This is a genomic window from Nonomuraea mesophila (assembly GCF_004352805.1).
Taxonomy (GTDB): domain Bacteria; phylum Actinomycetota; class Actinomycetes; order Streptosporangiales; family Streptosporangiaceae; genus Nonomuraea; species Nonomuraea longispora.
Map to the genome: position 1 here is coordinate 1 of NZ_SMLD01000136.1, position 25,242 is coordinate 25,242.

General features: G+C 72.0%; 23 protein-coding genes. 8 read left to right on the top strand and 15 right to left on the bottom strand.

Going from position 1 to position 25,242, the window contains the following annotated elements; translation table 11 throughout:
• From E1295_RS35600 to E1295_RS35610, 3 genes are all read left to right on the top strand, one after another.
• On the top strand, nt 1-1,269 hold a 1,269-nt coding region (locus E1295_RS35600), incomplete at its 5' end, for a ComEC/Rec2 family competence protein (RefSeq protein ID WP_132637559.1).
• 185 nt (nt 1,270-1,454) lie between these two features.
• Nucleotides 1,455-2,438: a DNA polymerase III subunit delta gene (gene holA, locus E1295_RS35605; RefSeq protein ID WP_181958097.1), complete on the top strand. Its 984-nt coding sequence runs from the start codon at nt 1,455-1,457 to the stop codon at nt 2,436-2,438.
• A 34-nt stretch (nt 2,439-2,472) separates the two neighbouring features.
• Nucleotides 2,473-3,477, top strand: coding sequence for a hypothetical protein (locus E1295_RS35610; RefSeq protein WP_132637563.1), 1,005 nt, complete (start codon nt 2,473-2,475; stop codon nt 3,475-3,477).
• Nucleotides 3,478-3,522: 45 nt separating this feature from the next.
• Here the strand turns inward: E1295_RS35610 and E1295_RS35615 are convergent, their stop codons facing one another.
• From E1295_RS35615 to E1295_RS35640, 6 genes are all read right to left on the bottom strand, one after another.
• On the bottom strand, nt 3,523-4,215 hold the full coding sequence (locus E1295_RS35615) for an ABC transporter ATP-binding protein (protein WP_166427571.1): 693 nt from the start codon (nt 4,213-4,215) through the stop codon (nt 3,523-3,525).
• Nucleotides 4,208-5,134: an ABC transporter ATP-binding protein gene (locus E1295_RS35620; RefSeq protein ID WP_132637565.1), complete on the bottom strand. Its 927-nt coding sequence runs from the start codon at nt 5,132-5,134 to the stop codon at nt 4,208-4,210. Before E1295_RS35620 ends, E1295_RS35615 begins: the two co-directional genes overlap by 8 nt.
• A gap of 70 nt (nt 5,135-5,204) precedes the next feature.
• Entirely contained in the window at nt 5,205-7,799 is a 2,595-nt protein-coding gene (locus tag E1295_RS35625; RefSeq protein ID WP_132637567.1) for an FtsX-like permease family protein, read from the bottom strand.
• The gene (locus E1295_RS35630) at nt 7,796-10,852 is read right to left on the bottom strand and encodes an ABC transporter permease (RefSeq protein WP_132637569.1); all 3,057 of its coding nucleotides are present in this window, start codon (nt 10,850-10,852) and stop codon (nt 7,796-7,798) included. Before E1295_RS35630 ends, E1295_RS35625 begins: the two co-directional genes overlap by 4 nt.
• Nucleotides 10,853-11,040: 188 nt before the next feature.
• Nucleotides 11,041-11,310, bottom strand: coding sequence for a 30S ribosomal protein S20 (gene rpsT / locus E1295_RS35635; RefSeq protein ID WP_132339270.1), 270 nt, complete (start codon nt 11,308-11,310; stop codon nt 11,041-11,043).
• A 151-nt stretch (nt 11,311-11,461) separates the two neighbouring features.
• A complete protein-coding gene (locus E1295_RS35640) occupies nt 11,462-12,451 on the bottom strand; it encodes a glycoside hydrolase family 18 protein (RefSeq protein WP_132637571.1) in 990 nt (329 codons plus the stop codon).
• A gap of 55 nt (nt 12,452-12,506) precedes the next feature.
• Between E1295_RS35640 and lepA the strand changes: the two genes are divergently transcribed.
• The gene (lepA, locus tag E1295_RS35645) at nt 12,507-14,339 is read left to right on the top strand and encodes a translation elongation factor 4 (protein WP_132637573.1); all 1,833 of its coding nucleotides are present in this window, start codon (nt 12,507-12,509) and stop codon (nt 14,337-14,339) included.
• A gap of 2 nt (nt 14,340-14,341) precedes the next feature.
• On the opposite strand, the gene E1295_RS35650 is transcribed toward lepA, so the two are convergent.
• Nucleotides 14,342-14,758, bottom strand: coding sequence for an acyl-CoA thioesterase (locus E1295_RS35650; protein WP_132637575.1), 417 nt, complete (start codon nt 14,756-14,758; stop codon nt 14,342-14,344).
• A complete protein-coding gene (locus E1295_RS35655; RefSeq protein WP_132637577.1) occupies nt 14,755-15,060 on the bottom strand; it encodes a hypothetical protein in 306 nt (101 codons plus the stop codon). The genes E1295_RS35650 and E1295_RS35655 overlap by 4 nt, the downstream gene beginning before the upstream one ends.
• Nucleotides 15,061-15,106: 46 nt before the next feature.
• Between E1295_RS35655 and E1295_RS35660 the strand changes: the two genes are divergently transcribed.
• Nucleotides 15,107-15,601, top strand: coding sequence for a GNAT family N-acetyltransferase (locus E1295_RS35660; protein ID WP_246080746.1), 495 nt, complete (start codon nt 15,107-15,109; stop codon nt 15,599-15,601).
• 7 nt (nt 15,602-15,608) lie between these two features.
• Here the strand turns inward: E1295_RS35660 and E1295_RS35665 are convergent, their stop codons facing one another.
• The gene (locus E1295_RS35665) at nt 15,609-17,141 is read right to left on the bottom strand and encodes a DUF6297 family protein (protein WP_132637579.1); all 1,533 of its coding nucleotides are present in this window, start codon (nt 17,139-17,141) and stop codon (nt 15,609-15,611) included.
• The gene (ccmA, locus tag E1295_RS35670) at nt 17,138-17,761 is read right to left on the bottom strand and encodes a heme ABC exporter ATP-binding protein CcmA (protein ID WP_132637581.1); all 624 of its coding nucleotides are present in this window, start codon (nt 17,759-17,761) and stop codon (nt 17,138-17,140) included. The genes E1295_RS35665 and ccmA overlap by 4 nt, the downstream gene beginning before the upstream one ends.
• A 163-nt stretch (nt 17,762-17,924) precedes the next feature.
• Between ccmA and E1295_RS49210 the strand changes: the two genes are divergently transcribed.
• Both E1295_RS49210 and E1295_RS35680 read left to right on the top strand, forming a co-directional pair.
• On the top strand, nt 17,925-18,233 hold the full coding sequence (locus E1295_RS49210) for a hypothetical protein (protein ID WP_166427572.1): 309 nt from the start codon (nt 17,925-17,927) through the stop codon (nt 18,231-18,233).
• A 44-nt stretch (nt 18,234-18,277) separates the two neighbouring features.
• Nucleotides 18,278-18,865, top strand: coding sequence for a histidine phosphatase family protein (locus E1295_RS35680; RefSeq protein ID WP_132637583.1), 588 nt, complete (start codon nt 18,278-18,280; stop codon nt 18,863-18,865).
• 247 nt (nt 18,866-19,112) lie between these two features.
• Here the strand turns inward: E1295_RS35680 and E1295_RS35685 are convergent, their stop codons facing one another.
• Entirely contained in the window at nt 19,113-20,702 is a 1,590-nt protein-coding gene (locus E1295_RS35685; protein ID WP_132637585.1) for a pyruvate, phosphate dikinase, read from the bottom strand.
• Entirely contained in the window at nt 20,699-21,316 is a 618-nt protein-coding gene (locus E1295_RS35690) for a transcriptional regulator (RefSeq protein WP_132637587.1), read from the bottom strand. Before E1295_RS35690 ends, E1295_RS35685 begins: the two co-directional genes overlap by 4 nt.
• Nucleotides 21,317-21,466: 150 nt before the next feature.
• Between E1295_RS35690 and hemW the strand changes: the two genes are divergently transcribed.
• Entirely contained in the window at nt 21,467-22,687 is a 1,221-nt protein-coding gene (hemW, locus tag E1295_RS35695) for a radical SAM family heme chaperone HemW (protein WP_132637589.1), read from the top strand.
• On the opposite strand, the gene E1295_RS52015 is transcribed toward hemW, so the two are convergent.
• The 3 genes from E1295_RS52015 to E1295_RS51340 all read right to left on the bottom strand — a co-directional run.
• Nucleotides 22,684-23,514, bottom strand: a complete 831-nt coding sequence (locus E1295_RS52015; RefSeq protein WP_281284791.1) for a DUF4870 domain-containing protein — start codon at nt 23,512-23,514, stop codon at nt 22,684-22,686. The genes hemW and E1295_RS52015 overlap by 4 nt on opposite strands.
• Entirely contained in the window at nt 23,511-24,317 is an 807-nt protein-coding gene (locus E1295_RS35705; RefSeq protein WP_132637591.1) for a DUF3097 domain-containing protein, read from the bottom strand. Before E1295_RS35705 ends, E1295_RS52015 begins: the two co-directional genes overlap by 4 nt.
• A 17-nt stretch (nt 24,318-24,334) precedes the next feature.
• On the bottom strand, nt 24,335-25,242 hold a 908-nt coding region (locus tag E1295_RS51340), incomplete at its 5' end, for a hypothetical protein (RefSeq protein ID WP_246080748.1).

Here is a 25,242-nt window from a genome sequence, read left to right on the forward strand (position 1 = left end):
GCCGGGAGGCGGGGGGCGGAGCGCCGGTCACGGCCGCGGTTGCCGCGCTGGCTCGCCGAGGCCATCGCCGTGCCGGCGGCGGCGCAGGTGGCGGTGACACCGGTCCTGGTGTTGATGTCGGGACAGCTCACCCCTGTCGCTCTCATCGCCAACCTCCTCGTGGCTCCGGCGGTCGCTCCCGCCACCCTGCTGGGCTTCGGGGCCGCTCTGGTGGCCCCGGTGTGGCTGGACGGCGCCCGGTTCCTGGTGGTCCCGGCTGGTTACGCGGTCGGATGGATCATCACGGTCGCCCGATGGTCGGTGGGGCTGCCGTACGCCACCGTCCCGTGGCCGGGCGGCCTTCCCGGGCTGGCGTTGCTCGCGCTCGCAGTGGCGGCCGGGACGCTGATCCTGCGGCGGCGCGCCTGGCGGGCGATCGTGCTGACGGCGGCCGGTGCGGCTCTGGTGGCGGTGCTGGTGATCCGGCCGATCGCGATGCCCTGGCCGCCGAAGGGCTGGCTGATGGTGATGTGCGACGTGGGTCAGGGTGACGGGATCGTCGTCGCGGCAGGGCCAGGACGAGGGGTCGTGGTGGACACAGGGCCCGACCCGGTCGCGATGGACCGGTGCCTGCGGGGCCTCGGCGTCGACGACGTTCCGCTGCTCGTACTCACCCATCCGCATGCCGACCACGTGGGGGGCCTGGCCGGCGTGCTGCGCGACCGCAGGGTCGGCGCGGTGGTCGTCAGCCCGCAGCGGGCACTGGCGCGAGCCTCCGCGCGTGTCTCCGGCACGCTGGAGGGGCGCCGGATACCGGAATGGACGATCGCGCCGGGCACGCGCTGGACGTTCGGCCCGTCCGAGGTGACCGTACTCGCCCCCGACCCGGCCAACGGAGAGGCACACGGCCAGGGCGAGGGCAGCGCGATCAACAACTCCAGCGTGGTGCTCCACGTGCGCTGGCGCTCGGGTTCCGTGCTGCTCAGCGGCGATCTGGAGACCGAGGCCCAGGAGGAGTTGTTACGCCACTCCCAGATACGGGCCGACATCCTGAAGACCCCGCACCACGGATCCAACCGGCAGTCACCCGCCTTCCTCCGAGCCGTGGGCGCTCGAGCGGCGCTGATCAGCGTGGGGAAGGACAACGACTACGGCCATCCGGCCCCTTCCACGCTCGCGCTGTTGCGCGGGCTCGGAGCCGCCATCCACCGGACCGACCGCTCAGGGGACCTCGCCGTGGTGGAGAGGGAAGGGGGCTTGGCCGTGCTCTCACGCGGGCCCGCACGCTGAACGCCCACACCGACGAGCACACCGTCCCGGCGCTCAAGTTCGCCCACGCCTTCAGCGCCGGTGCCGGCCGTTGCCCACCGCGTCCTGTCGTTCGCCCACGTCTTCAGCGCCGGGCGTGCCTGGGTCGTCCTGCGGGGGCCTCCTGCGTTGTTGCGGCGAGTACCGGGTTGTCGGTGGGGTCTGGCATGCTTCCCCCTATGGCGGGAACCGATCCAGCGCTTGTGACCTTGGTTGTCGGCGATGAGGAGTTGCTGGCCGAGCGGGCGGTGAGCGGGGTCGTCGCGGCGGCGCGGGCCGCTGATCCCGAGTCCGAGGTGCATGACCTCCTGGGCGGCAAGGTGTCGGTGGGCGAGCTGACGCAGCTGACGTCCCCGTCGTTGTTCGGCGGCCGCTCGGTCATCGTGATCCGGTCGGCGCAGGATCTGCCGAAAGACGTCATCGCCGAGGTCGTGGCCTATGCCAAACAACCCTCCGACGACACCGTGATGGTGCTGGCGCATCCGGGAGGGGTCAAGGGCAAGGCGCTGGTCGACGGGGTGAAAAAGGCCAAGGCCCAAGTGATCACCATCGGCAAGGTGACCAAAGCGGGGGAGCGGCTGGAGTTCATCAAAGGGGAGTTCAAGCGGGCGGGGCGGAGCATTTCCGGTGACGCCGCCACAGCGCTGCTCGACGCCGTGGGAAATGATCTGCGGGAGCTGGCGGCCGCCTGCAGCCAGCTGGTGTTCGACACCGAGGGCAAGACGATCAACGCGTCCGCCGTGGCGCGCTATCACAAGGGCCGGGCCGAGGTCACCGGCTTCAACGTGGCCGACTCCGCGATCGAAGGGCGGCTGGCCGAGGCACTGGAACAACTGCGGTGGGCGCTCGGCACCGGCGTCGCCCCCGTGCTCCTGGTCAGCGCGCTGGCAGGTGGGCTGCGGTCGCTGGCCAAGGTCTCGAGCGCGCCGCGCAGCCTGCGGGGTGGTCAGCTGGCGAGTCATGTGGGGATGCCGCCGTGGAAGGCCGACCGGGTGAAGCGTCAGCTGAACGGGTGGGGTCCCGACGGATTGTCGAAGGCCATCCAGGCGGTGGCCGAGGCGGACGAACAGGTCAAGGGAGGCGGCGCCGACCCGGCTTACGCCCTCGAACACACCGTGCAGATGATCGTCGCCAACCGCACGGGACGATGATCGTATCGCGCGCCGGTCACCGGTCTCTGGTGCCATGACCGGCTCGACACCGCCGCCGTGGGTTGACGACCTCTTCCCGTTCCCCACTCCGCCTGCGCTCCGCACGCTGATCGACATGGCCTGGCAGGCCGCGTACGCGTTCTACCGGGAGAACGACAGCTATGACCCGGCCCTGCTGATATCTCACCACGACTTCATGTTCGACCTGGCCACGGTTCCCCGTCCGCCCGAGGGCTGCACCGCCGACCCGGATCTCACCGGCCATGGGGAGCCGCCGGTCCCGCATTTCGCCACTCCGGAGTTCGTGTCCTTCGGCTCCCTCGGCGACGGCGGCGACGTCGGCTGGCTCGTACCCGCGCCGGAACTACGACGCGGTGACCATCCGGTCGCACTGGCCGGCGGTCATGAGCATGGCGTGACCCTGATCGGCGCGGACACCCGTACCGGTCTGGAGTTCATGTTGTCGTGGGCGCTTCGGCGGTGGCGCGAGGATCCTGTCCCCGAGCCTCCGGCGTGGCGCGACCCGGACGTGTGGCTCGCCCAGAACCGGTGGCGCATCGACGCGCATGCCAGGAAGCGGAGACTCGCTGACCGGCTGGCCGCCGAGCTCGGTGTGCACCCGGACCCGGACGGCGTGTTTCCCGGTTCGAGGTGGAAGGGCACGGCCGTCTGGGCGGACACCGCGTTCGACATCGTGTTCGATGTTCCCGAGGGGTGGCGGCACGAGACCGGAGCGGACGGCATCGGCGTGCTCGCCCCAGCCGACGCGTACGCCGACCGGAGGCCGGTGGTCGCCGAGCGCCCACGGCTCGAACCGGAGCTCATCGCCGCCGCAGCCTGGCTCGATGCCGGATGTCCGGCGACCGCGTTGCTCGGCCTGAAGGACACCTTCGTCAACGGACCGGGTTGCTACTTCGCCGACCTCAAGCCGTTGTGGGCGCGAGCGTACCGGGATCTCGGCCGGCCCGCATACGCGGACCGCCTCGAACTGATGGCGCCGTATTACCGGGATTCGTGCGACTGCCCCACCCCGCATTGATCGAGCAGGCGGGGGAGAGGAGACGTCGTTGGGGGGTGAAGGGCGTCAGGTCAGGGCTTCCTCGCGGACGACGCCGTCGCTGATCTCCAGCACCCGGTCGGCCAGCGTCATCAGGCTCGGGTCGTGGGTGGCGACCAGGGCCGTGACCCCCTCACTCCGTACGAGTGCCCGGAGCAGCTCCATGATCTGCCGTCCCGTCTGCGAGTCGAGTTGCCCGGTCGGCTCGTCGGCGACCAGCAGGCGCGGCCGGTTGGCCAGGGAGCGGGCGATCGCCACCCGCTGCCGCTGGCCTCCCGACAGTTCGTACGGCCGCTGGTTGACGTGCTGCTCCAGCCCTACGAGCGCCAGCAGCATCCGGATGCGCTCCTCGCGTTCCTTCACCCGCATGCGTACGAGCCGCATCGGCACTCCGACGTTCTCGGCGGCCGACAGTACGGGGATCAGCCCGAACGACTGGAACACGAACCCCACGACGTCCCTGCGCAGGGTCAGCAGCTGCTCGTCGGACATGGCGGTGACCTCGTGTCCGTCCACGACCACCCGCCCGGCGTCCGGTTTGTCCAGGCCGCCGATCTGGTTGAGCAGCGTCGTCTTGCCCGATCCCGACCGCCCGCGGATGGCGACGAGTTCGCCGGGGAGAATGGAGAACGACACGTCGCGCAGCGCCTCGACCTCCTTGGGCCCGGTCCGGTAGACCTTGCGCACCCCTTCGACCACGACCAAGGGCGACTCACTCACCTGACGGCTCCTCTCGGGCGGGCCACACGCCGATGTGGTCGGACTCGAGTTCGAGACGCACCCGGCGTTCCATCTCGAGGGCGTTCATGAAGTCGCGGGGGAGTTGCAGGCGTCCCACCCGGTCGAGCACGGCGTACTCCTCGGCGATGATCTGCCCTTCGGCGTCCTCGCGCCGCAGCGTCTCGCTGCTGGTACGGCCGTCGCGGATGCCCACCGTCCGGTCGACCTGTTCGGACACCAGCGGGTCGTGGGTGACGACCACGACGGTCACCCCGAGTTCCCTGTTGGCCTTGCGCAGCGAGTCGAACACCAGCTCCGACGTCTCGCTGTCCAGCTCACCCGTCGGCTCGTCGGCGAGGACGAGCTGCGGGGAGTTGGCGAGGGCGACGGCGATGGCCACCCGCTGCTGTTCGCCGCCCGACATTTCGGGGGTTCTCCGGTTCGCGCAGTAGCCGACGCCGAGCAGCTCCAGCAGCTCGCCGGCCCGTTCCCGCCGCTCCCGCCGGCCGCCGGCCAGCTTCATCGGCAGTTCGACGTTCTCCTTGGCGGTGAGGTACGGCAGCAGGTTGCGGGCCGTCTGCTGCCAGACGAAGCCGACCACGGAACGGCGGTAGCGCAGCCGGTCGCGGGCGGTCATCGACAGCAGGTCCGTGCCCGCTACCCTGGCCACGCCCGCGGTCGGCACGTCGAGCCCGGACAGCACGTTGAGCAGCGTCGACTTGCCCGAGCCCGACGCGCCCACGATGGCCACCAGCTCGCCCTGGTCGATCACCAGGTCAAGGCCCTGCAGCGCGACGACCTCGACCCCTTCGGTCTTGTAGATGCGTACGAGGTTGTCGCACACGATGTGCGCGTCGCCGCCGAAGGCGGCCTTCTGCCGCGTGGCCTTCGCTTCGAGGTCGGACAGGGTGGGGTTCATCGGTGTCTCCTTCCTCCCGGTGAGCGAGGAGATGCCTCCTGGCGGCCGGGCCTGCGGGGCAGCCGTAGGGTCATGTGAGGTCCCCCACTCGAAGGACGGCGCCGATTCTGCGCCTGCGGCTGACGGCGGTGTGGGCGTAGGCGCCGAGCACGGCGATGGCGGCCAGCCCGGCCGCGAGCGTGCCCGGCAGGACCAGGTCGGGCGAGTAGCCGGCGACGGGCAGGTCGCCCGCGTAGGAGGACAGGTCGACGCCGGGCCCGAGCGCGGCGGGCAGGCCGAGACCCAGGCCGAGCCCGGCCGTCGCGGTCACGAGGATCATGGGCAGGATCTCCAGTACGGTCAGCCGCTGCGCCTGCCGCTCCGACAGCCCGAGCGTACGCATGAACGACACCGCCCTGGCCCGGTCGGCCGCCCCGATCACCAGCGCCAGCACGACGGCGGCCAGCGCGTACGCGGCCAGCGCGACCGTCACGACGACCATGGTCCAGCGCACGGTGCTGGTCAGCGGGTCGTCCTGGATGGCCCGCAGCGTGCCCCGCTGCGACACCACGGTGGCCGAGGGGACCAGCCGCTTCAGCTCGCCGACGGAGGCGTCACCCTTGATGAGCAGGGTGTTCACCGCCGGACGGGTCAGCACGTCGATGGGCACGACGAGGAACTTGCCCTCGGTGTAGAAGCCGGGCACCGACTCGATCACGCCGCGCGTGGCCAGCTTCAGCCGCGACTGCCAGCCGATCTCGAACGTGCCCCGCCCGCGCAGCTCGGGCGACACGAGCGCGCCGCTACTCAGGTCGGGCAGGTCGAAGGGGGCCCCGCCCATGAGCTGCCGCCACCGCGCCACGTCCACGGCGATGGCCTCGGCCCGCTCCGCGCCGTAGCCGACCTGCACGCGGGCGGTCTGCGCGGTCACCACCTGCTCCACGCCGCGGGCGGCGCGCACCTTCGCGATGGCCTCGGCCGGGATCTCGATGTTCGACGTCATCCTGATCGGCGCGCCTACCTGCTGCCAGGACGCCTGGACCTGCGTGCCGGAGATCCCGTCGGAGATCACCGCCGCGAACACCGACACGCCCAGCGCGGGCAGCAGGATCAGCACCGGCAGCACACTGGCGGAACGTGCCCTGGCCGCCCTGGTCAGGCCGAGGAACGGCACGGCCGCCCGGCCGCGCGCGGCCAGCCGTACGAGCAGGCGCAGCGGGTAGGGGTAGCAGCGCAACGTGATCAGCGCCGCCGCGCCGGTCAGCGCGACCGGCACGAGCAGCAGGAACGGGTCCTGGCCCGCCGAGGCGTCCAGCCCGCGGGCCCGCAGCAGGTAGGCCCCGGCCAGGGCCAGCACGATGACCAGCACCTCCAGCGTGATCCGCTTGGCGGTGGGCCGGGCGGTGGCGACGTCGTCGCGGCGTTCGTGCAGCGGCGTGCGGTAGGTCACGGCGAGCCGTGCGGCGGCGTAGCCGACGGTCACGAGGACCACGATCACCGGCCCGAGGTGGACGATCGGCAGCACGGGGCCGGGCACGAGGTACGACAGCGCGTACCCGGCCAGCGCGGCGGGTGCCACCGCGAGCCCGGTCAGCGCCGCGCCCGTACCCGCGACCTGGCGCAGCGAGCCGCCGCGGGCGCGGGTCAGCGTGAGCGTGTGCTCCATCCGGTCGGCCAGCAGCTGCACGCCCAGGACGAGGACGCCGAGCGCGACCGCGAGGAGGCCGCCGAGCACGAGGTACATCACGGTCTCGGCGGTGGTCAGCGCGGCGCGGAAGTCGCCGAGCAGCTTGGGCAGCCCGGTGATCAGGCGGTAAGGGCTTGCGGTGCCGCGCGCCTGCACCCCGAGCAGGCGGTCGAGGTCGGCGACGGCGGCGGTGAGGCCGGGGACGTCCAGCGCGTTCGCCGCCGCGGGATCGACGGGCAGGACCCAGTTGTAGGACAGGTGGCGTCCTTCGCCGCTGAGCGCGGTCAGGCCGTCGTCGGACATCAGCGACGTGATGTGCTTCTCGAAGTCCAGAGAGCCCGGCGGCTGGATCTTCGTGACGTGCAGGATGTCGGGGTTGTGGTCCCAGTAGCGGTCGCCGGGCTCCTTGGCCTCGAAAGCGCCGACGATCTTCACGGCGACGTAGGCGTTCTCGCCGAGGGTTTTCGTCTCGCCCACCCGCAGGTCCATCTCGCGCAGGGCCTCGGCCGCGACCCCGACCTCGAACACGGGGATCCTCTCGCCGTCGTACCGCGTCGTGCCCGGCGCCCCGGGTGACCGCCCCTGGACCCAGGTGACGCGCCGGTCGGCGTCGGACAGCCAGCCGAGGTTGATGTACCGGGTGCCGCTGGTGCCGGTGACCGGCGTGAGGCTGGTCTTGGCGCTCGCGTGGCTGGAGCCGGCGCCCGCGGGCGTGACGAGCGGGCGCAGCTTCGGGGGCAGCAGGTCGCGCCACTGGCGGTCGCGGTCGTCGAACTGGACGCGTTGGTGCAGATCATCGGCCTGCGAGTCCGACGACATGGTCACGGTGAGGTCGGCCTGCTGGGCGGACGCGGTGTCGAGCGAGCGCTGCAGCGCCTGGTCGAACGAGGCCTGCATCCCCCTGGGCAGGCCCGCGATCAGCAGGCAGGCGCCGATCGTCAGCACGGACAGCACGGCCACCGTGCCGAGGTGCACCCGTGCGAGCAGCGGGATCCTCACTGTTCCTCCCGGAGGACGAGCCCCTGCCTGCGTAGGTTGCGGGCCAGAGCGGCCACGATGGCGAGCAGCACCGCCGCGACGAGCGCCAGCATCGCGAGGGTGGCGGCCCACGGGATGTCGAGCAGCACCCCGGGAGTGACGGCCGAGGCCTGCCCGGTCAGGACGATGTGCGGCACGACCAGGGTGCCGACGGCCACGGCGAGTACGGTGCCCGCCGCCAGGGACAGGCCGATGACGAACGCCTGCTCGACCGCCAGCATCCCGAACACCTGCCTGGAGCTCACCCCGAGCGCCCGCAGGATCCCGAACTCGGCCATCCGCTCACGCGCCGCGACCGCCGCGTTGACCAGGAATCCGAGCACCGCGAACACCAGCGCCGCCAGGAACCCCAGGATCAGCGCTCCCTGCAGCCCGCTGGCCAGCGGGTCGTCCTGGAGCTGGGCAGCCAGCGCGCCCTGGTCGAGCGGGGTGACGTCCCATTCCGGCCGGCTCTTGAGCATTCGCGTCGCGGCCGTGGTGTCGTCGGCCGCCAGCCACCACTCGGTCGCCGGCCGGGGCAGCCGCGCCGCGCCCAGGTCGCTCGTCTGCAGCGTCTCCCAGTCGGCGAGCACCGCCGGTTGTCCGGCCGTGCCCGTCGGCATCGTCCGGACGACGGCCACCACCTTGATCTGCAGGACCCTGCGGTCGATGCTGGCCCGCCCGATCTGGCCGACGCCCAGCTTGAGCGAGGCGGCCAGGTCGGACGTGAGCACGACGGGCAGCGGCGCCTCCTGATGCGTCCCGAACGTGGCCACGGCCGGCCGCGAGTCGTCCGCCTCCATCGTGACCTGCGGCGTCGCGAGGTCGCGTCCGTCGGCGCTCAGGCCGGTCAGCGTCAGTTTCGCGGTGCTCTCGGTGACGCCGGCGACGAGGCCGCGCAGCGCCACCGGGTACGTGATCTTCCCGCTCTGCCCGGCCAGCGCCTTGAGGTTCACCTCCATGCGGTTGTCCCCGGGTTTGAGCACGCCGAGCGGCACGTCGCGCCAGACGCCGAGCCCGTCGGACAGCACCAGCCGGAGGGGAAGCGCGACGTCCGTGTTCGCGCGGAGGGTGAGCGTCGAGGGCCGGCCGGGAAGGTCAAGTTTGTCCGCGTGCGTCCCCACCAGCTCGCGTGACATGTCCTCGACCGGCTGCGCTGACAGGTCGGGCCGCAGGTGGAACACCTCACCGAGCTTGCCCGCCTCAAGGCCGATGAGCAGCGCGCTTTCGCCGCCCACCTCGGTCTGCCCGCGGAAGCCGGGGGAGGCCGCCGTCACGCCGGGCAGCGCGGTGAACGCCGTGCCGCGCCCCAGCGAGCCCAGTTCCGGCCCGTCCGCGGGACCGGACAGGCGCAGGTCGGCCCCGGCTTGGTGGCGTGCCTGGTCGAGCTGTGACGTACGCCAGGTGGACGCGGTGGCCATCGAGACGATGCCGATGGCGATCGCCATGGTCAGCAGCAGCGCCGGGCCCGCGTACCTGAGCGGCCTCCTGGCCACCTGCCAGGCCCCGAGCGCGGGGGCGAGCGTGGGCCGCCGGGAGGTCAGCCGCTCGGCCAGCTTCGAGATGCGCGGCACCAGCCGAAGCCCCAGCATGCCGCCCGTGAGCAGGGCCAGGGCCGGCCCGGAGATGATCAGCGGGTCGATGCCGAGCCCGCCCGCCGCCGTCGCGGTGACCGGCGCGCCGTAGTGCTGGAGCTGCCAGATCGCCAGCCCGGCCACGACCAGCAGCGCCACGTCGGCGCCCGCCCGCTCGATCAGGCCGCGCCCGCCGGCGCGTCCGCGCGCCGACTGCTCCTCCACGTACGTACGCCGCGCGCCCGCCAGCGCCGGCAACATCAGCAGCACCGCCGAGGCCAGCGCCACCCCGAACGACACCAGGTACGTGCCCAGGTCGGCCACGGGCGACAGCCGCACCCCCGAGGACCTGATCCACGGCAGCGTGTTGACCAGGGCGAGCAGCGGCGGGCCCAGGAACGGCGCGATGATCGCGCACGGCACCGCCACCAGCAGCGCCTCACCCCCGGCCAGGGCCGCCAGCCGCGTCGTGCCCGCGCCGCGCGAGCGCAGCAGTGCCACCTCCATGCGCCGGTGGTCGGCGAGCAGCCGCGCGGTCAGCATCAGCGCGTACGCGGCCAGCAGCAGCAGCTGCAGCACCGGGATCAGCATCGTGGAGCGTGCCACCAGGGACGCGGTGTCGAGCTGGGTGAGCATCGCGGGCAGGTGGCCGGTGACCGTGCACCGCTCGCAGCCGTCCGCCTTCAGCCGCTCGCCGACCTGGCCGAGCGCGATGGCCGTCGGGCGGAGCTGCTCGGGAGTCAGCGCGCGCAGGTCGGGGACGGCGGTCCAGGTGGCGTTGACGTTGCTGGCGAAGCGGGCGATGAACGTCTCCCGCGCCACCATCAGCGGCCCGTACGTGGTGAAGTCGCCGCGGTCCACGCCCCTGGCGAGCAGCTGCTCGCCGGCCCAGCGCGCGCCGGAGGGGTCGTTGAGCTGGAAGACGCCGACGACGCGGACCTTGACCGGGCGCGGGTCGAGGCGGCCTCGCGTGGTGAACTCGTCGCCCGTCTCGAAGCCGGTGGCCGAGGAGGCCGACAACGAGATCGCGGCCTCCACCTGGTCGCCGCTGTCGCGCGGCCAGGCGCCGGAGATGAGCCTGGCGTGCCGGTCGATGCCGTCGTAGCTGCCGAACCGCAGCAGTTCGGGCCGCTCGTTGTCCTCCTGGCCGGGCATCACGTAGGAGTCGGAGCGGAAGCTGGTGGTGAGGGTGGGGGGCCGGGTGTAGGCCCGGTCGAGCTCGGCGCGTACGGACCGGTCGAAGGCCGGGAACGTCTCGGCTGTCACGGGCGCGCTGATGGTGGCGGCCGTCTGCTCGAACGACGCCGTCTCCATCGTCCTGCGCACGCCCGCCTCGGCGATGGAGGAGGCGTACATCGTCAGCGCGACCAGCGTGGTGGTGGCCAGCAGGATCGAGCCGAACGCGGCCAGGAGGAGCAACGGCTCGCTGAACGCCCGTTTGACGACCAACGGCCCCCGCATGTGCCCCCCCTCTTCTGCCCGACTAGCTGCACTTTCGGGCAGGCGCGCGACCGAGGGCAAGGTGATCTTCGTAACGTGACGGAGCCGATACGGGGTGGCGACGCCGGTGTGATATCGAAATCGTGACAGAAATCGGACGAAACAAAAACGCCGCGCCCCCCAGGGAGACGCGGCGTCCGTGCGATGCGTTACTTGGCGGCCAGCGCCGCGGCCTGCTTGGCGATCGCGGACTTGCGGTTGGCGGCCTGGTTCTTGTGGATGACGCCCTTGCTGACGGCCTTGTCGAGCTGGCGGGCGGCGACCCGCTGCAGCGTGACGGCCTGCTCGACGTCGCCCTGCTCGGCGGCCTCGCGGAACCTGCGGACGGCCGTCTTCAGCGACGACTTGACCGCCTTGTTGCGCAGGCGAGCCTTCTCGTTCTGCTTGTTGCGCTTGATCTGGGACTTGATGTTCGCCACGAAGAAGCCTCGGTGAAAGTCAGTGATGGATGGGGCGCGCGGGCTCGATGAGAGGGCGCGCCACACGCAGTTGAACAGATTACCAATAACCCAGGCGGCTGCTCAAATCAAGGGCCTGGGAAAATGGGTCCGCCCATCAGTGTACGGGAGCTCAGGCCATCCAGTGCGTCATGTACTCCCGCCAGTCGTCCTCCGTGGCGGCGAAGTCGACGTAGAGGGCGAGCCCGAACCGTTCGCGGCGGCCGTGCTCCGACAGGGCCAGTCCGGCGCCCTCGGCGGCCATCTCGACGCTCTCGGCGTGGTCGAGCCAGGGCAGGCCGTGGTCGTGGTAGGCGGGGGCGCCGACGAACAACGACTTCTCGGCGGGCACCAGGTCGAGGGCCAGTTCCGCCTGCCTGCTCACGTGGCCGCCGTAGAGCGTCTGCAGCGGGTGACCCGAGTCGTACGTCATGATCGCGACCTGGTCGACTCTGTTCACGACCTGTGTGAAGTAGCCCTGCGACCAGTATTTGTCGTGGCCGAGCGCCGCCCTCGCCGTCAGGCGCATGCCGGGGTAGGGCTCGATCTGCGGGCTGGCGGTGGACAGCAGCCGCGTGTGCCGGCGGGTCTCCTCCAGGAGCTGCAGGAACTCGGTGTCGCCGTCGCCGATGGGCTCGAAGTTGTAGTGGATGCCGTCGTAGCCCTCCTTCATGATGGCGGCGACGCCGGCCAGCACGTTCCGGCGGGACGCGGGGTCGTCGAGGTCGAGGGCGTCGTCGACGGCCTGCCCGAGCCAGGCGGAGATGCGGACCTCGGGAAGGTGTTCACCCATCCATTCCAGGAAATTTCGGGCGTTGGGGTATTTAGCGGGATCTAATCGTCCATCCAGCTCGAAAGGGCCCGAGTGGACGTACACGTCCTTGATCCCCGTGGCGCGCAGCCGTACGGCGAGACGCTCGACGTCGCGCTCGGTGCGGCGGCCGTCGACCCACGCGTGGCCGAGCCACAGGGCGTCATTACCCGTGCTCTTCGCCCACGCCGCCGGGGCACCGGTAAACTGAAGGCGGAGCGCGGCGGCGAGGAGGCCGACCAGCGCCACCGCGATGGCCGTGGCAAGCGCGAGCAAGCGCAGGCCGCGGCGGATGACGGTCCGGGCATTCATCCGGGCATGTCACCATGAAAGACTGCTTGACTCAACCCTGTCGAAACGGACTTCGGTGCGCACTCAGCCTGGCCAGACCGACCCCGCGTTGATCCGCAACTTCTGCATCATCGCGCACATCGACCATGGCAAGTCGACCCTTGCCGACCGGATGCTCCAGATGACCGGCGTGGTCGATGACCGAACCATGCGCGCTCAATATCTCGACAGGATGGACATCGAGCGCGAGCGCGGCATCACGATCAAGTCGCAGGCCGTGCGGCTCCCCTGGGACGGCCACGTGCTCAACATGATCGACACCCCGGGGCACGTCGACTTCACCTACGAGGTGTCCCGGTCGCTGCAGGCGTGCGAGGGCGCGATCCTGCTGGTCGACGCGGCCCAGGGCATCGAGGCGCAGACGCTGGCCAACCTCTATCTGGCCATGAACGCCGACCTGCACATCATCCCCGTCCTCAACAAGATCGACCTGCCGGCGGCCCAGCCGGAGAAGTTCGCCGAGGAGCTGGCGGGCCTGATCGGCTGCGACCCGTCCGACGTGCTCAAGGTGTCGGGCAAGACGGGCGAGGGCGTGCGCGACCTGCTCGATCACGTGGTCCAGACCGTTCCCGCGCCGGTCGGCGACGCCGACGCGGCCGCCCGCGCGCTGATCTTCGACTCGGTCTACGACACCTACCGCGGCGTCGTCACCTACGTCCGGGTCATGGACGGCCACCTGGGCAAGCGCGAGCGCATCCTCATGATGTCCACCATGGCCACCCACGAGACGCTGGAGATCGGCGTCATCTCGCCCGAGCCCAAGGTCGCCGAGCTCGGGCTGGGCGTCGGCGAGGTGGGCTACCTCATCACGGGCGTGAAGGACGTGCGTCAGTCGCGCGTCGGCGACACGGTCACGGCCGCGGCCAAGCCCGCGCTCGAGATGCTGGCCGGCTACGAGCACCCCAAGCCGATGGTGTTCTCCGGGCTCTACCCGATCGACGGCGACCAATATCCCGAGCTGCGCGAGGCGCTCGACAAGCTGCAGCTCAACGACGCCGCGCTGGTCTACGAGCCGGAGACGTCGGCCGCGCTCGGCTTCGGCTTCCGCGTCGGGTTCCTCGGGCTGCTGCACATGGAGATCGTCCGCGAGCGCCTGGAGCGCGAGTTCGGGCTGTCGCTGATCTCCACCGCGCCCAACGTGGTCTACCGCGTGGTCATGGAGGACGGCAAGGAGCTCACGGTCACCAACCCGTCGGAGTTCCCCACCGGAGGCAAGATCGCGCAGATCTTCGAGCCGGTCACCAAGTCCACGCTCCTCGCTCCGGCCGAGTTCATCGGCGCGATCATGGAGATCTGCCAGGGCCGGCGCGGTCAGCTGCAAGGCATGGACTACCTGTCGGAGGACCGGGTCGAGATCCGCTACACGCTGCCGCTGGGTGAGATCATCTTCGACTTCTTCGACCAGCTGAAGTCGCGCACCCGCGGCTACGCCTCGCTCGACTACGAGCCGGCCGGCGAGCAGGAGTCCGACCTGGTCAAGGTCGACATCCTGCTGCAGGGCGAGCCGGTCGACGCCTTCAGCGCGATCGTGCACAAGGAGAAGGCCTACTCCTACGGCGTCGACATGGCGAAGAAGCTGCGCGAGCTGATCCCGAGGCAGCAGTTCGAGGTGCCCATCCAGGCCGCCATCGGAGCCAGGGTGATCGCCCGCGAGAACATCCGCGCCATCCGCAAGGACGTCCTGGCCAAGTGCTACGGCGGCGACATCTCCCGTAAGCGCAAGCTGCTGGAGAAGCAGAAGGAAGGCAAGAAGCGCATGAAGATGGTCGGCCGCGTCGAGGTGCCGCAGGAGGCCTTCGTCGCCGCGTTGTCGACCGACTCCAGCGCCGGCGACAAGGCCAAGAAGTAGCCCTACAACCCGAGCACCGCGGGCGTGCGCGCGAGCGTGCGCCAGCGGGCCTTCGGGTCGTCCAGCAGGCGGCGAACCCGCAGGTCCATGAGCCCGCCGACGCCGGTCATCTCCGCCGCCAGTTCCCCGTCCGGCTTTCTGAACTCCTGCCTGACCCGGAACGTCTTGCCCTCGCCCCACTCGAACACGCAGGTGACGTCCACCTCGTCGCCGGCGCGCAGCTCGCGGTGGTAGCGGATCGTGTTCTCCAGGGTCACGGGGCCGATGCCGTGGTCCCACAGGTCGTCGACCGAGATGCCCGCCGCGCGCAGGCACTCCCAGCGGGCGTGGTCCCCGTACTGGAAATAGACCGCGTTGTTGACGTGGCCCTGCCCGTCGAGCTCGTAGCCGCGCACGGCGATGCGCACGGAGAAGGTCATGAGCGCTCCTCCAGCCAGGCGTGCGAGCGGGCGGTGAGATAGCGCAGGCCGTCGTCGCCGATCTCCACCCAGTCGCCGCGTGCCCACCCGCCGGTCGTCTGCGGGGCGAACCCGTGCCGCTGGAACAGCGCCGACGCCTCCTTCTGGGTGAGCCCGCGCCGCCCCCACTCCTCGATGACGCGCGCCGTACGTTCGTCCTCGCTCGATTCCGGTTCGCCCAGCGCGGCGGCGAGCTCCTCCAGCCCGCGCGCGATGAGCCGCAACGAGGACTGGAGCTTCGGTACGTCCATGACATCGCCCATCGATCGGCATCTATTGCCTAGCGATCGTACAGACTAGTCTAAAAGCATGGAAGTGGTACGGACGGCGCGAATGGTCCTTTCCCGGGTCACCGCCGACGATCTCGACGCCGTGCACGAGATCCACTCGGATCCGCGTACGAGCGTCTACCACCCCGGCGGTCCCGTGACCGACCTGGAGTCCAGCCGCGCCATGCTGGACCTGTGGCTGGCCGACTGGGAGGAGCGGGGGCTCGGCTACTGGGCCGCGCGCCGCGCCGGCCAGTCGCACGTGCTCGGCTTCGGCGGCCTGCGCCGGGCGGTCGTCGACCGGCAAGAGGTGTTCAACCTGTACTACCGCTTCCGGCCGTCGGCGTGGGGGCAGGGATACGCGCTGGAACTGGCCAGGGCGGCGCTGCGGGTGGGGAAGGCGCTGGACGGTCCGGTCGTGGCCGTGATCCGCGAGGTCAACGAGCCGTCGCGGAAGGTGGCGGAGAAGGCGGGCATGCACAAGGACCGCACGATTCCGTACGGTGGCGTGCCCAGCGACGTCTACGTCGCCTGAGCGCCGGTCAGCCTGCCCTGCCGGCGCGCAGCACGTAACCCAGCAGGACCAGCACGCCGGCCACGCCCTGGGCCGCCACGACGGCGCCGAGGACGCCCGGGGGGATCAGCGGCGCCGACAGGGCCGGCAGGCACCCGGCCACGGCCAGGTCCACGCCCGTGGCCGCCCAGATCAGCGGCCCGGTGGGGATCGCGCCGCCCGGGGTGTCGAGGACCGGCATGGAATGGTCGATGGGGCTGCGCCTGGCCATCCGCAGCGCGCCGGCGGCGAGCGCCGGAGCGGCCAGCGGCCCGAGCAGCCACCATGCCCCTCCTGCGGCGGCCTGCGCCGCGAACCAGCCGCCCAGCGCCGGCCCGGTCAGCGTCAGCACGGTCACGGCCAGGACCGCCCAGACGCCGCTCAGCAGCACGGGAAGCACGGCCCTGGCCGCCAGTGCCGGGCGCCTGCCCACTCCCATCAGCCGTGCCATGACCGGGTTGTCGTTGTCCCTGCGCGCCCCGGACACGCCGGTGCAGGCCGCGGCCAGCGCTCCCGCCAGCACGGCGGCCCACGACACCGCGGGGGCGAGGCCCGCCTGGGCCAGCACGGCCGGCAGCGCGGCCGTCGCCGCCATGCCCGCGAGCCGCCGGGGCCTGCGGGCCAGGCGGAGCCAGTCGTGCCAGGCCAGGGCGAACGGCGCGGGCATCGACGGCCAGCGGCGCGAGGTGAGCGTCCTGGTGCGCCAGTGGTTGTCCTCGGCGATCCAGGTGAGCGCGCCCGGATCGAGCGTCGTGGCCGCGCTGCTCACGTGGCCCGCGCGGGTGGAGGCGCTGACCAGGGCGCGGGCGGGGATCCGGCCGAGCGCCGCCCACGCCAGACGTGCGAGCAGGGCGGAGAGCACGGCGCCGCCCGCGGTGACGGCCGTGACCGCGGACAGCGGCGCGGCCGCCGCGACCGCCAGCACCGTACGCAACTGCCCGCTCATGGCCAGCACGGCCAGCACGACCAGCCCGGCGATCGCGACGGTCAGCCAGACCTGCCACGACTGGGACGCCTGGCCGAGCAACGCCAGCGCCATCCCGCCCACGGTCGCCGAGACACCGAGCGCCAGCGCGGCGAGCAGCCGCCACACGAGCTGGTCAGGAGCGCCCAGTACCGCCAGCGCGCCCAGCCCCAGCACGAGGCCGGCCACGACCGCCACCACGAGGAGCGCCCGGGCGGTGCGGCCGAGCAGATCTCGCCGGTTCAGCGGGGTGAGCAGCAGCCAGGTCGCGTCGGGAGCGGGCAGCAGCACCGGGCCCGCTGCCCTGGCGACGGACAGGAAACCCGTCAGAGCCAGCGCCACCAGCGCCACGCCCGCGCCCGTACGCGCGGGATCGGCCGGCCCGGCCAGGTCGCCGATCATGGTGGAAACGGGGTGACCGGCCACGGCGGTCAGCATCGCGAGGCAGAACACGGTGACGTACCGGTCGGCGAGGCTGACGGGGGCGCGGCCGCGCGAGCGCAGGTAGGCGCGTACCTGCCCCACTCCGGACGCCATGGGCGGGTGCGAGCCCGTCATGCGGTGACGCCCGACGGGGAGACCTGGCGGGCGTGCGCGGCCAGAACCTCGTCGTGGGTGGCCATGACGACGGTGCCGCCCTCGGCCGTGTAGTCGCCGAGGAGCGTGGCCAGGCGGGAACGGAAGGCGGCGTCGAGCCCGCGTTCCGGCTCGTCCAGCAGGAGCAGCGTGCTCGGCCTGAGCAGCGTGGCGGCCAGGCACAGGCGCTGGCGCTGGCCGGTGGACAGGTTCAGCGGGACCGCGTCGGCCCGCTCCACCAGGGCGAACACGTCGAGCGCCGCGTCGGGCGTCATGCGGGGAGCGGTGTACACCGTGCCCATCAGCTCAAGGTGCTCGCGCGCGGTGAGCCCCGGATACCAGGCCGGCTCGTCGCCCAGCAGCGCGACCCGGCTCCAGAAGCGGGCGTCGTCGGCGGGCGGCTCCCCGAACACCCGGACCTCGCCCGACGTGGCGGGCTGGAGGCCGGCCAGGCAGCGGAGCAGCGTCGACTTCCCGCACCCGTTGGGCCCGATCACCGCCACGATCTCGCCTGGTGACACGGTCAGTCGTACGTCCCGCAGCACGGGATTGGCGCCCCGATCGACCCCGAGCCCGGCTGTTTCGATGATCGGCTCGTGCACCGTTCGAGCATAACCAACGTGCGCGCGTGCCGAGCGGTGCGGTGCGGGCGTGCGGACCGGAGCGGTGCGGGCGTGCGGAGCGGGATCGCCGTGGGCGCAAGGGATTCTGTCGGTGGCGCCCTCTACCTTCAGTAGCCGAACACCTGTGCGATAGGAGGGTGACGTGATCGCTTCTGAGCGGTTCGAGCGTGCTGCGGTGCTGGGGGTGGCTGTGGCGGAGGAGACCCGCAGGCTGCTGCGCCACCACCTGGCCTCGCCGGAGGAGGAGGGGGGCGACGGCACGGTCCTCGTCGACGTGCCCTATCCCGACGCGGCCGTGTTGACGGCGGTGCTCGACGTGGCCGCCGAGTGTTTCGGGGAGCGCGGTGACTCGGTCGAGGAGGCCAGGCAGGCGGCACTGGAGACGTTGTTACAGCTGGCGGGGTTCGACGGGGAGTCGCAGCTCGACCCTGGCGCGTCCGCGGGATCATGAGATGGTGTGAACATTGGGATGTTCAGACCATTGGTGGTGTGGTGGTGGCGACGCGGCATGTGTATGTGGTGCGGCACGGCGCGGCCGACCCCTTCGGCAGGCTGACCGACGTGGGGCAGCGACAGTCGGAACTGGTGGCCGATCGCCTCGCCCGCTTGCCGGTCGACGCGGTGTGGCACTCGCCGCTGCCCCGGGCGGCGCGCTCGGTGGAGCTCATCGGCGAGCGCCTGCCAGGGGTCCCTGTGCGGGAGGCGGCCGAGCTGATCGACCACGTGCCGCATGTGCCCGACGAGATCCCGCCGGAGTGGGCGGCCTTCTTCGAAGGGTACGACCCGGACGAGGCGGCCGACGGCGCACGACGCGCGGCTGACCTGATCGGCCGCTTCGCGCGTCCCGCGCGGACCGAGCGCCATGAGGTCCTGGTCACCCACGCCCACCAGGTCGGCTGGCTGGTGCGGCACGCCCTCGACGCGCCGCCGGCACGGTGGCTGGGGCTGGGCTGCGGCAACACGGCGCTGACCGCGATCGACTATGACGACGGCGCGGCGCCGGCGGTGCTGCTCTACAACGACATGGGTCACCTCCCGGCCGACCTCCGCTGGACGGGATTCGGGCCGGGAGTCCGGCCGTGAGCTTCGTGGAGGCCGGGGAGGTGGTGCGCACGCGTCGGGTGAGGAGGTCCGTCCTGGCACGGTGGGGCGGGGCGTGGGCGTCCGTCGCGGCAGGGTCGGGTGCGGTGCGGAGGTCCGTCCTGGCGTGGTGGGTCGGGTGCGGGCGTCCTGGCAGGTGGGTCGGGTGCGGACGTTTCTTCCGGCGCAGCGGGTCGGCGCAGGCGTCCGAGTCCCGTTGCCGGGTCGGCTCGCACCTGACCCCCTGTGGTCAGTACGTCTTGTCGCGGCCGAGGGCGGCGTGGGCGGCGCTGAGGCGGTGGGCCTCCTCGCGCTCGGAATGGTCGCCCGACACGTCGTCCGCCCAGGCCAGCAGCCGCCGCAGGCAGGCGTCGGCCGTGCTGGTGGAGACGGCGGGGGTGCCGAGGACGACCTCGCCGCTGGTCCCGTCGATGGTGACAAGGGTGCCCTCGCTGACGGTACGGCCATCGGCGGTCAGTGAGGCGGCCTCGACGACGAGGCCGGTGACGCCGACCACGGCGGGTTTGCCCATCGACCGTGCGACGACCGCGGCGTGGCTGGCCGGCCCGCCGCGCGCCGTGACGATGCCCGCGGCGGCGGCCAGGCCGCGCATGTCGTGCGGGGACGTCTCCGGGCGCACCAGGACGACAGGGCCGTCGGCGGCCATGCGCACCGCGGCCTCCGTCGTGGTCGCCACCCTGCCGGCCGCGACCCCCGGACAGGCCCCGAGCCCGCGGGCCAGGATGTCGGCCCGCGCGGGTGCCGCGATGCGGGGCGTGCGTACGTGCCGGAGATGGCGCGGCGAGACCCGCAGCAGCGCTTCGTTCCGGGTGATCACGCGCTCGTCGGCGAGGTCGGTCGCGACGCGTACGGCGGCGGCCCCGGCGAGACGGGCGGGCCGCGCCTGCAACAGCCACAACGCGCCGGACTCGAAGGTGAACTCGACGTAGCACGCGTCGCGGTAGCCGGCTCCGACGCGGCTCAGCGCCTCCGTCAGGGCGGTCCACACGGCCGGTTCCCGACCGGCGAGTTCGTGCAGGGGCCGGGGTGCCGCTCGGCCCGAGACGACGTCCTCGCCCTGGTGCCCGAACATGACGTCGCCGAACGGGACGTTCTCCCCGGTGTTGGGGTCACGGCTGAAGGCGACGCCGGTGCCGCTGTGGTCGTCGCGGTTGCCGTACACCATCGCCTGCACGATCACGGCCGTGCCGAGGTCGTGCGGGATGCCGTGCAGGTCGCGGTACGTCCGTGCGCGCGGTGTGTCCCACGACGAGAAGACGGCCTCGATCGCCCGTCCAAGCTGCCCGGAGGCGTCGTCCGGGACCGTGCGGCCGCCGGGTCGCCCGGCGGGTTTCCCGGCGTCAACGCTCCGCGGCCCCGCTGCGGCGCCGGAGCCCGCGGTCACGTCCGGCGTGATCGCGGACGCGAAGCTCGACAGGAACCGCAGCCGCGCGTCCGCGGCGAACTCCGGGTCGCCGGTCTCGGCCGCCAGGCCCGCCTCGGCCTCGGGCGTGAGGCCGAGGTTCAGGACGGTGTTCATCATGCCGGGCATCGACACGCTCGCCCCGGAGCGTACCGACACGGTCAGCGGCCCCCGGCTTCCGCCGAACCTGCGCCCGGTGGCGGCCTCCAGGCCGGCCATGGCGATCGCGAGCTCCTCGTCGAGGCCGCCGGGAAGGCGGCCCGTACGCAGGAACTCCCGGCATGCCTCGACGGTGACGACGAACCCGGCGGGCACCGGCAACCCCAGCCGGTGCAGCGTCACCAGGCCGTGCGCCTTGGCCCCCAGGGTCTGCGCGCCCTCCTCGGCCCGCGCGGAGAGCGTCCGGATCCACCTCATCGGGGGATCCCCAGCGTCGCGAGCAGGTCTTCGTGCAACTGGGCCCACACGATGTGGTACGACGACGAGATGTGGTCGGCCACGTAATCGAGCTCGCCCGCGTGCGCACGGTCGAGGGCCTCGGCCAGGCGGGTCCGGTAGCGGCCGAAGCGCGGCAGCGCCGCGGCCAGCTCGGCGCAGACGATCGCGGCTCTGCGGTCGAAGTCGGCGAACCGGTCGAGGACACGATGGTCGTACGCCGGGTCGCCGTGGTCGTTGACGGTCATGACGCCGTCGAGTGGCCTCAGCTGCCAGGCCGTACAGAGATCGAGCAGTTCCGTGTTGAGCGCGAGGAAGCGCTCGTAGGCGGCGGCGACGGCGGGGCGTGCGCCATCCGCTTCGAGCTCGTCCGCTGTCCACTTGGCGTCCGCGGTCCGGCCGGCGTCCGTCAGGCCCCACACGTTGAACCCGTCGGCCGAATGCGTGACGAGACCGGCGACCGCGAGATCGATCAGCTCGGACTCGGCCTCGGACTCGTCCAGGCCGGTGACCGCGCTCACCCGGGGGAGCCCGGCATGACCGGCGCAGCGCAGGGCGTGGAGCACCAGCATCCTGGTGCGGTGGGGCGGGGTCATGGTGTGGTCCTCCGCGGCCTTGGGCGCGCCTGCCGGGCGCGTACGGTCGGTGCTCCTGCTCTCTGTGGCATGGTCGAGATGTTGCCACAATCCGGATGATGTCGCCATCCGAAGCCGGAGCACTCCGCGGATGCGGGCAGACTGGAAGGCGTGCCATCCACCCTGCCTGACGGCGATCCCGCGCCCGCCACGGGCGAGCTGCCCGCCGGAGCCCTGAGCGGGCTCGGCGAGCGTCCGTTCGGCTTCTACGTGCACGTGCCGTTCTGCGTGACCCGCTGCGGCTACTGCGACTTCAACACCTACACCGCCGCCGAACTCGGCCCCGGCGCCTCCCGCCGCGACTACGCCGACACGGTCGTCGCGGAGATCCGGCTCGCGCGCCGCGTGCTCGGCCAGGCGGAGCTGCCGGTCGAGACGGTGTTCTTCGGCGGGGGCACACCCACTCTGCTGCCTCCGGAAGACCTGGCCAGGATCCTGGGCGCGATCGGCTCGGAGTTCGGGTTGCGGCCGGGGGCCGAGGTGACGACCGAGGCCAACCCGGAGTCCGTCAACCCCTCCTACCTCGACAAACTCCGCCACGGCGGGTTCAACCGGGTCAGCTTCGGCATGCAGAGCGCACGCGAGCACGTACTGCGGGTGCTGGAACGCGGGCACACACCGGGGCGCGCGGCCGAGGCCGTACGCGAGGCGAGGGCGGCCGGGTTCGAGCACGTCAACCTCGACCTGATCTACAGCACGCCCGGCGAGTCCGACGACGACTGGCGGGCCACCCTGGCCGCGGCGATCGAGGCCGGGCCCGACCACGTGTCGGCCTACTCCCTGATCGTCGAGGAGGGCACCAGGCTCGCGGCCAGGATCCGGCGGGGCGAGCTGCCCATGCCCGACGACGACGTGGCCGCCGACCGCTACCTGATCGCCGACGAGATGTTGTCGCAGGCAGGTCTGCGCTGGTACGAGGTGTCCAACTGGGCCGGCTCCGACGCGGCGCGCTGCCGGCACAACCTGCTCTACTGGACCGGCGGCGACTGGTGGGCCGCCGGCCCCGGCGCGCACAGCCACGTCGGCGGCACCCGCTGGTGGAACGTCAAACACCCGGCCGCCTACGCCCAGCGGCTGGCCGGGGGCGTCTCGCCCGCGCACGCCCGCGAGGTGCTGGACACAGGCGATCGCGAGGCCGAACGCCTGATGCTGGAGCTGCGGCTGGCCTCCGGCTACCCGCTCGCCGACGTCGCACCCGCCGCGCGTCCCACCGTGGCGAGCGCGCTGGCGCGCGGGCTGCTCGAACCGGCGGCGTTCCGGTCGGGGCGGATGGTGCTCACGCTCCAGGGACGGCTGCTCGCCGATGCCCTCGTCCGGGACCTGCTCGTCTAGGTGATCATGCGGATGGCGATCGGATAGCGGTACATCTGCCCCTTGTTCGTGGCCATGGCCGCCTGGATGTGGAAGATCAACGACACGATCCAGACCACCGGCAGCAGCAGGACGCCGACGAAGACGATCATCAGGATGCTCGAGATGAGGTAGCCGATGAACATCGTGATCTGGAAGTTGAGCGCCTCGGCCGCCTGGTCGCGTACGTAGGGCGACTCGTCCTTCTTCATGAGGTAGATGACCAGGGGGCCGATCCACGACGCCAGCAGGCCCAGAAGGTGCGCGATCATGGCCATCGACGTGTCGTCGGTGCCCGGGCGGGGACCGAAACGGCCCGGGACGTACGGTTCCTGAGGGGCGCCGGGTGCGCCGGGGTAGCCGTGGCCGGGCCGGGCGCCGTAACCAGGCGGGGGAGCGCCGTACCCCTGACCGGGCTGGGGCGGGTAACCGGGCTGGCCACCGTAACCGGGCTGGCCCCCGTATCCGGAGTCACCTCCGTAGCCGGGCTGCTCACCGTAGCCCGGTTGTCCGCCGTAGCCGGGCTGCTCACCGTAACCCGGCTGCCCGCCGTAACCCGGTTGTCCGCCGTAACCCGGTTGGGCTCCGTAGCCGGGTTGCGAGTCCGGCATGTGTCCGTAGGGCTGTTCGCCGTAGGCGGGCTGGGAGCCGGGTTGCGGGCCGTAGCCGGGCTGGGAAGCCGGTTGACCGCCGTAGCCAGGGTGGTGGCCGGGGGACTGAGGGCCGGAGCTGTGGTCCGGCTGTAGGTCCGACGCCGACACCCTGCGGGTGCGATCGTCGTCGGGAGGCGGCTGGGGATCCTGGCTCACGGTGTCTCCGTAACGAAGTCGATCAGTTCTTCGACCCGGCCGAGCAGTTCCGGCTCCAGGTCGGTGTAGGTGGACACGGCGCCGAGGATGCGCCGCCATGCCTGGGCGGGCTCCATGCGCCAGCCCAGGGCCGCGATCACGCCTTCCTTCCACGGCACTCCGCGCGGCACGTCGGGCCAGCCGGGAATGCGCAGTACGGATGGTTTGACGGCCTGCCAGATGTCGACGTACGGGTGCCCCACGACGAGCACGTCGGGCGAGGTGATCTCGGCGGCGATCCGGCTCTCCTTGGAGCCCGGGACGAGATGGTCGACCAGCACACCGAGACGGCGGCCCGGCTCGGGGCCGAACTCCTCCACGATGGCGGGAAGGTGGTCCACGCCCTCCAGGTATTCGACCACCACCCCTTCGACCCGCAGGTCGTGGCCCCAGATCTTCTCCACGAGGGCGGCGTCGTGCACGCCCTCCACGTAGATCCGGCTCTGCCTGGCCACCCTGGCCCGCAGCCCCTGGACGGCGATCGAGCCCGACGCGCTGCGCGTGGGGCCCGCGGGGGCCGCCGCAGGGCGTACGAGTGTCACGGGTTTGCCTTCCAGCAGGAACGCGGCGGGCGCGAGCGGGAACAGCCGGCGCTTGCCGAACCGGTCCTCGAGTGTGACGGCCTCCTTGTCACAGGCCACGACCGCGCCGCAGAAGCCGCTGTCGGCGTCCTCCACGACGAGCTCCGGCTCGGCGGGCACTTTCGGGATCTTGCCCTTGCCCGGCCGACGCCAATTCCCCGCCAGTACATCGCCCTCGTACACACGGGGACGGTAGCAAATCACCCGCCGACCGCAAGGCGCTTGCGCGACGCCGCCCTGCCTGCCAGGACGACGGCCGTGCCGATGACCCCGGCGAGCAGCCCGGCGCCCCCCATCAGCAACGGGGTGGCCGTACCGCCGGCGGCGGAGGCCGCGTCCCTGCCGACGCCGTACCGGACGGGGGCCCGCTCCCGGTTGACGCACGTGAGCCGGTAGTCGCCCTTGGCGGGCGCGTTGATGACGAGGAACTGCTGCCAGACCGTCCCGCCCTCCGTGACCTCGGGGGCGTCCGCGGTCTTGGCCAGCCTCGCCGGTCCTGGGCCGCCGGAGATCTCGCACGCGTAGTTGACCGCTCTGTCGCTGGCGATGTAGACGGCGGGCCGGTCGGCGGGGTCGACCGGCACCGTGACGCTTTCGCCCGACGCGAACGTTCGGGTCGGCGCCAGGCCGGACGCGCCGGCCCCGACGCCGGCCAGCAGGACGGCGGCGGCGATCAGGCACACGGCCGCCACACCCCAGACGGCTCCCAGCCACCACAGGGGCGGCGTCACGGCCTTCGGGTCGATGCGGGGCGGGAATGGCGGCTGCTCGCCCTGAGGCCCGTACAGGTGTTGCGCGCCGTACTGGGGGTGCTGTCCGTACGGCCCGGGCCCGCCGTGGTGCGGCGGCTGTCCGTACGGACCGGGCGGCGGTTGCCCGTACGGTGGGGGTTGGCCGAAGCCGGAGGGCTGATCGTAGTCGGGTGACGGATGCCCGAACTGCGGCGGCGACCCATAGCCGGGCTGTGGATCGGCTTGAGGCCGGTAGCCGGGTTGTGAGCCGGGCTGGGGCCCGTAACCGGGCTGGGAGCTTGGTTGAGGCCCGTAGCCGGGTTGTGAGCCTGGTTGAGGGGTGTGGCCGGGCTGGGAGTCCGGTCGACGGGTGGGGC

Excerpts from the sequence above, each read along its gene's own strand:
- E1295_RS35665 (WP_132637579.1), bottom strand. The coding sequence starts at position 17,141 with ATGACGGGCTCGCACCCGCCCATGGCGTCCGGAGTGGGGCAGGTACGC.
- holA (WP_181958097.1), top strand. The coding sequence starts at position 1,455 with ATGCTTCCCCCTATGGCGGGAACCGATCCAGCGCTTGTGACCTTGGTT.
- E1295_RS35630 (WP_132637569.1), bottom strand. The coding sequence starts at position 10,852 with ATGCGGGGGCCGTTGGTCGTCAAACGGGCGTTCAGCGAGCCGTTGCTC.
- E1295_RS35655 (WP_132637577.1), bottom strand. The coding sequence starts at position 15,060 with ATGGGCGATGTCATGGACGTACCGAAGCTCCAGTCCTCGTTGCGGCTC.
- E1295_RS35610 (WP_132637563.1), top strand. The coding sequence starts at position 2,473 with ATGACCGGCTCGACACCGCCGCCGTGGGTTGACGACCTCTTCCCGTTC.
- E1295_RS35640 (WP_132637571.1), bottom strand. The coding sequence starts at position 12,451 with ATGAATGCCCGGACCGTCATCCGCCGCGGCCTGCGCTTGCTCGCGCTT.
- E1295_RS35620 (WP_132637565.1), bottom strand. The coding sequence starts at position 5,134 with ATGAACCCCACCCTGTCCGACCTCGAAGCGAAGGCCACGCGGCAGAAG.
- E1295_RS35660 (WP_246080746.1), top strand. The coding sequence starts at position 15,107 with ATGGAAGTGGTACGGACGGCGCGAATGGTCCTTTCCCGGGTCACCGCC.
- E1295_RS35690 (WP_132637587.1), bottom strand. The coding sequence starts at position 21,316 with ATGACCCCGCCCCACCGCACCAGGATGCTGGTGCTCCACGCCCTGCGC.
- E1295_RS35685 (WP_132637585.1), bottom strand. The coding sequence starts at position 20,702 with ATGAGGTGGATCCGGACGCTCTCCGCGCGGGCCGAGGAGGGCGCGCAG.
- E1295_RS35650 (WP_132637575.1), bottom strand. The coding sequence starts at position 14,758 with ATGACCTTCTCCGTGCGCATCGCCGTGCGCGGCTACGAGCTCGACGGG.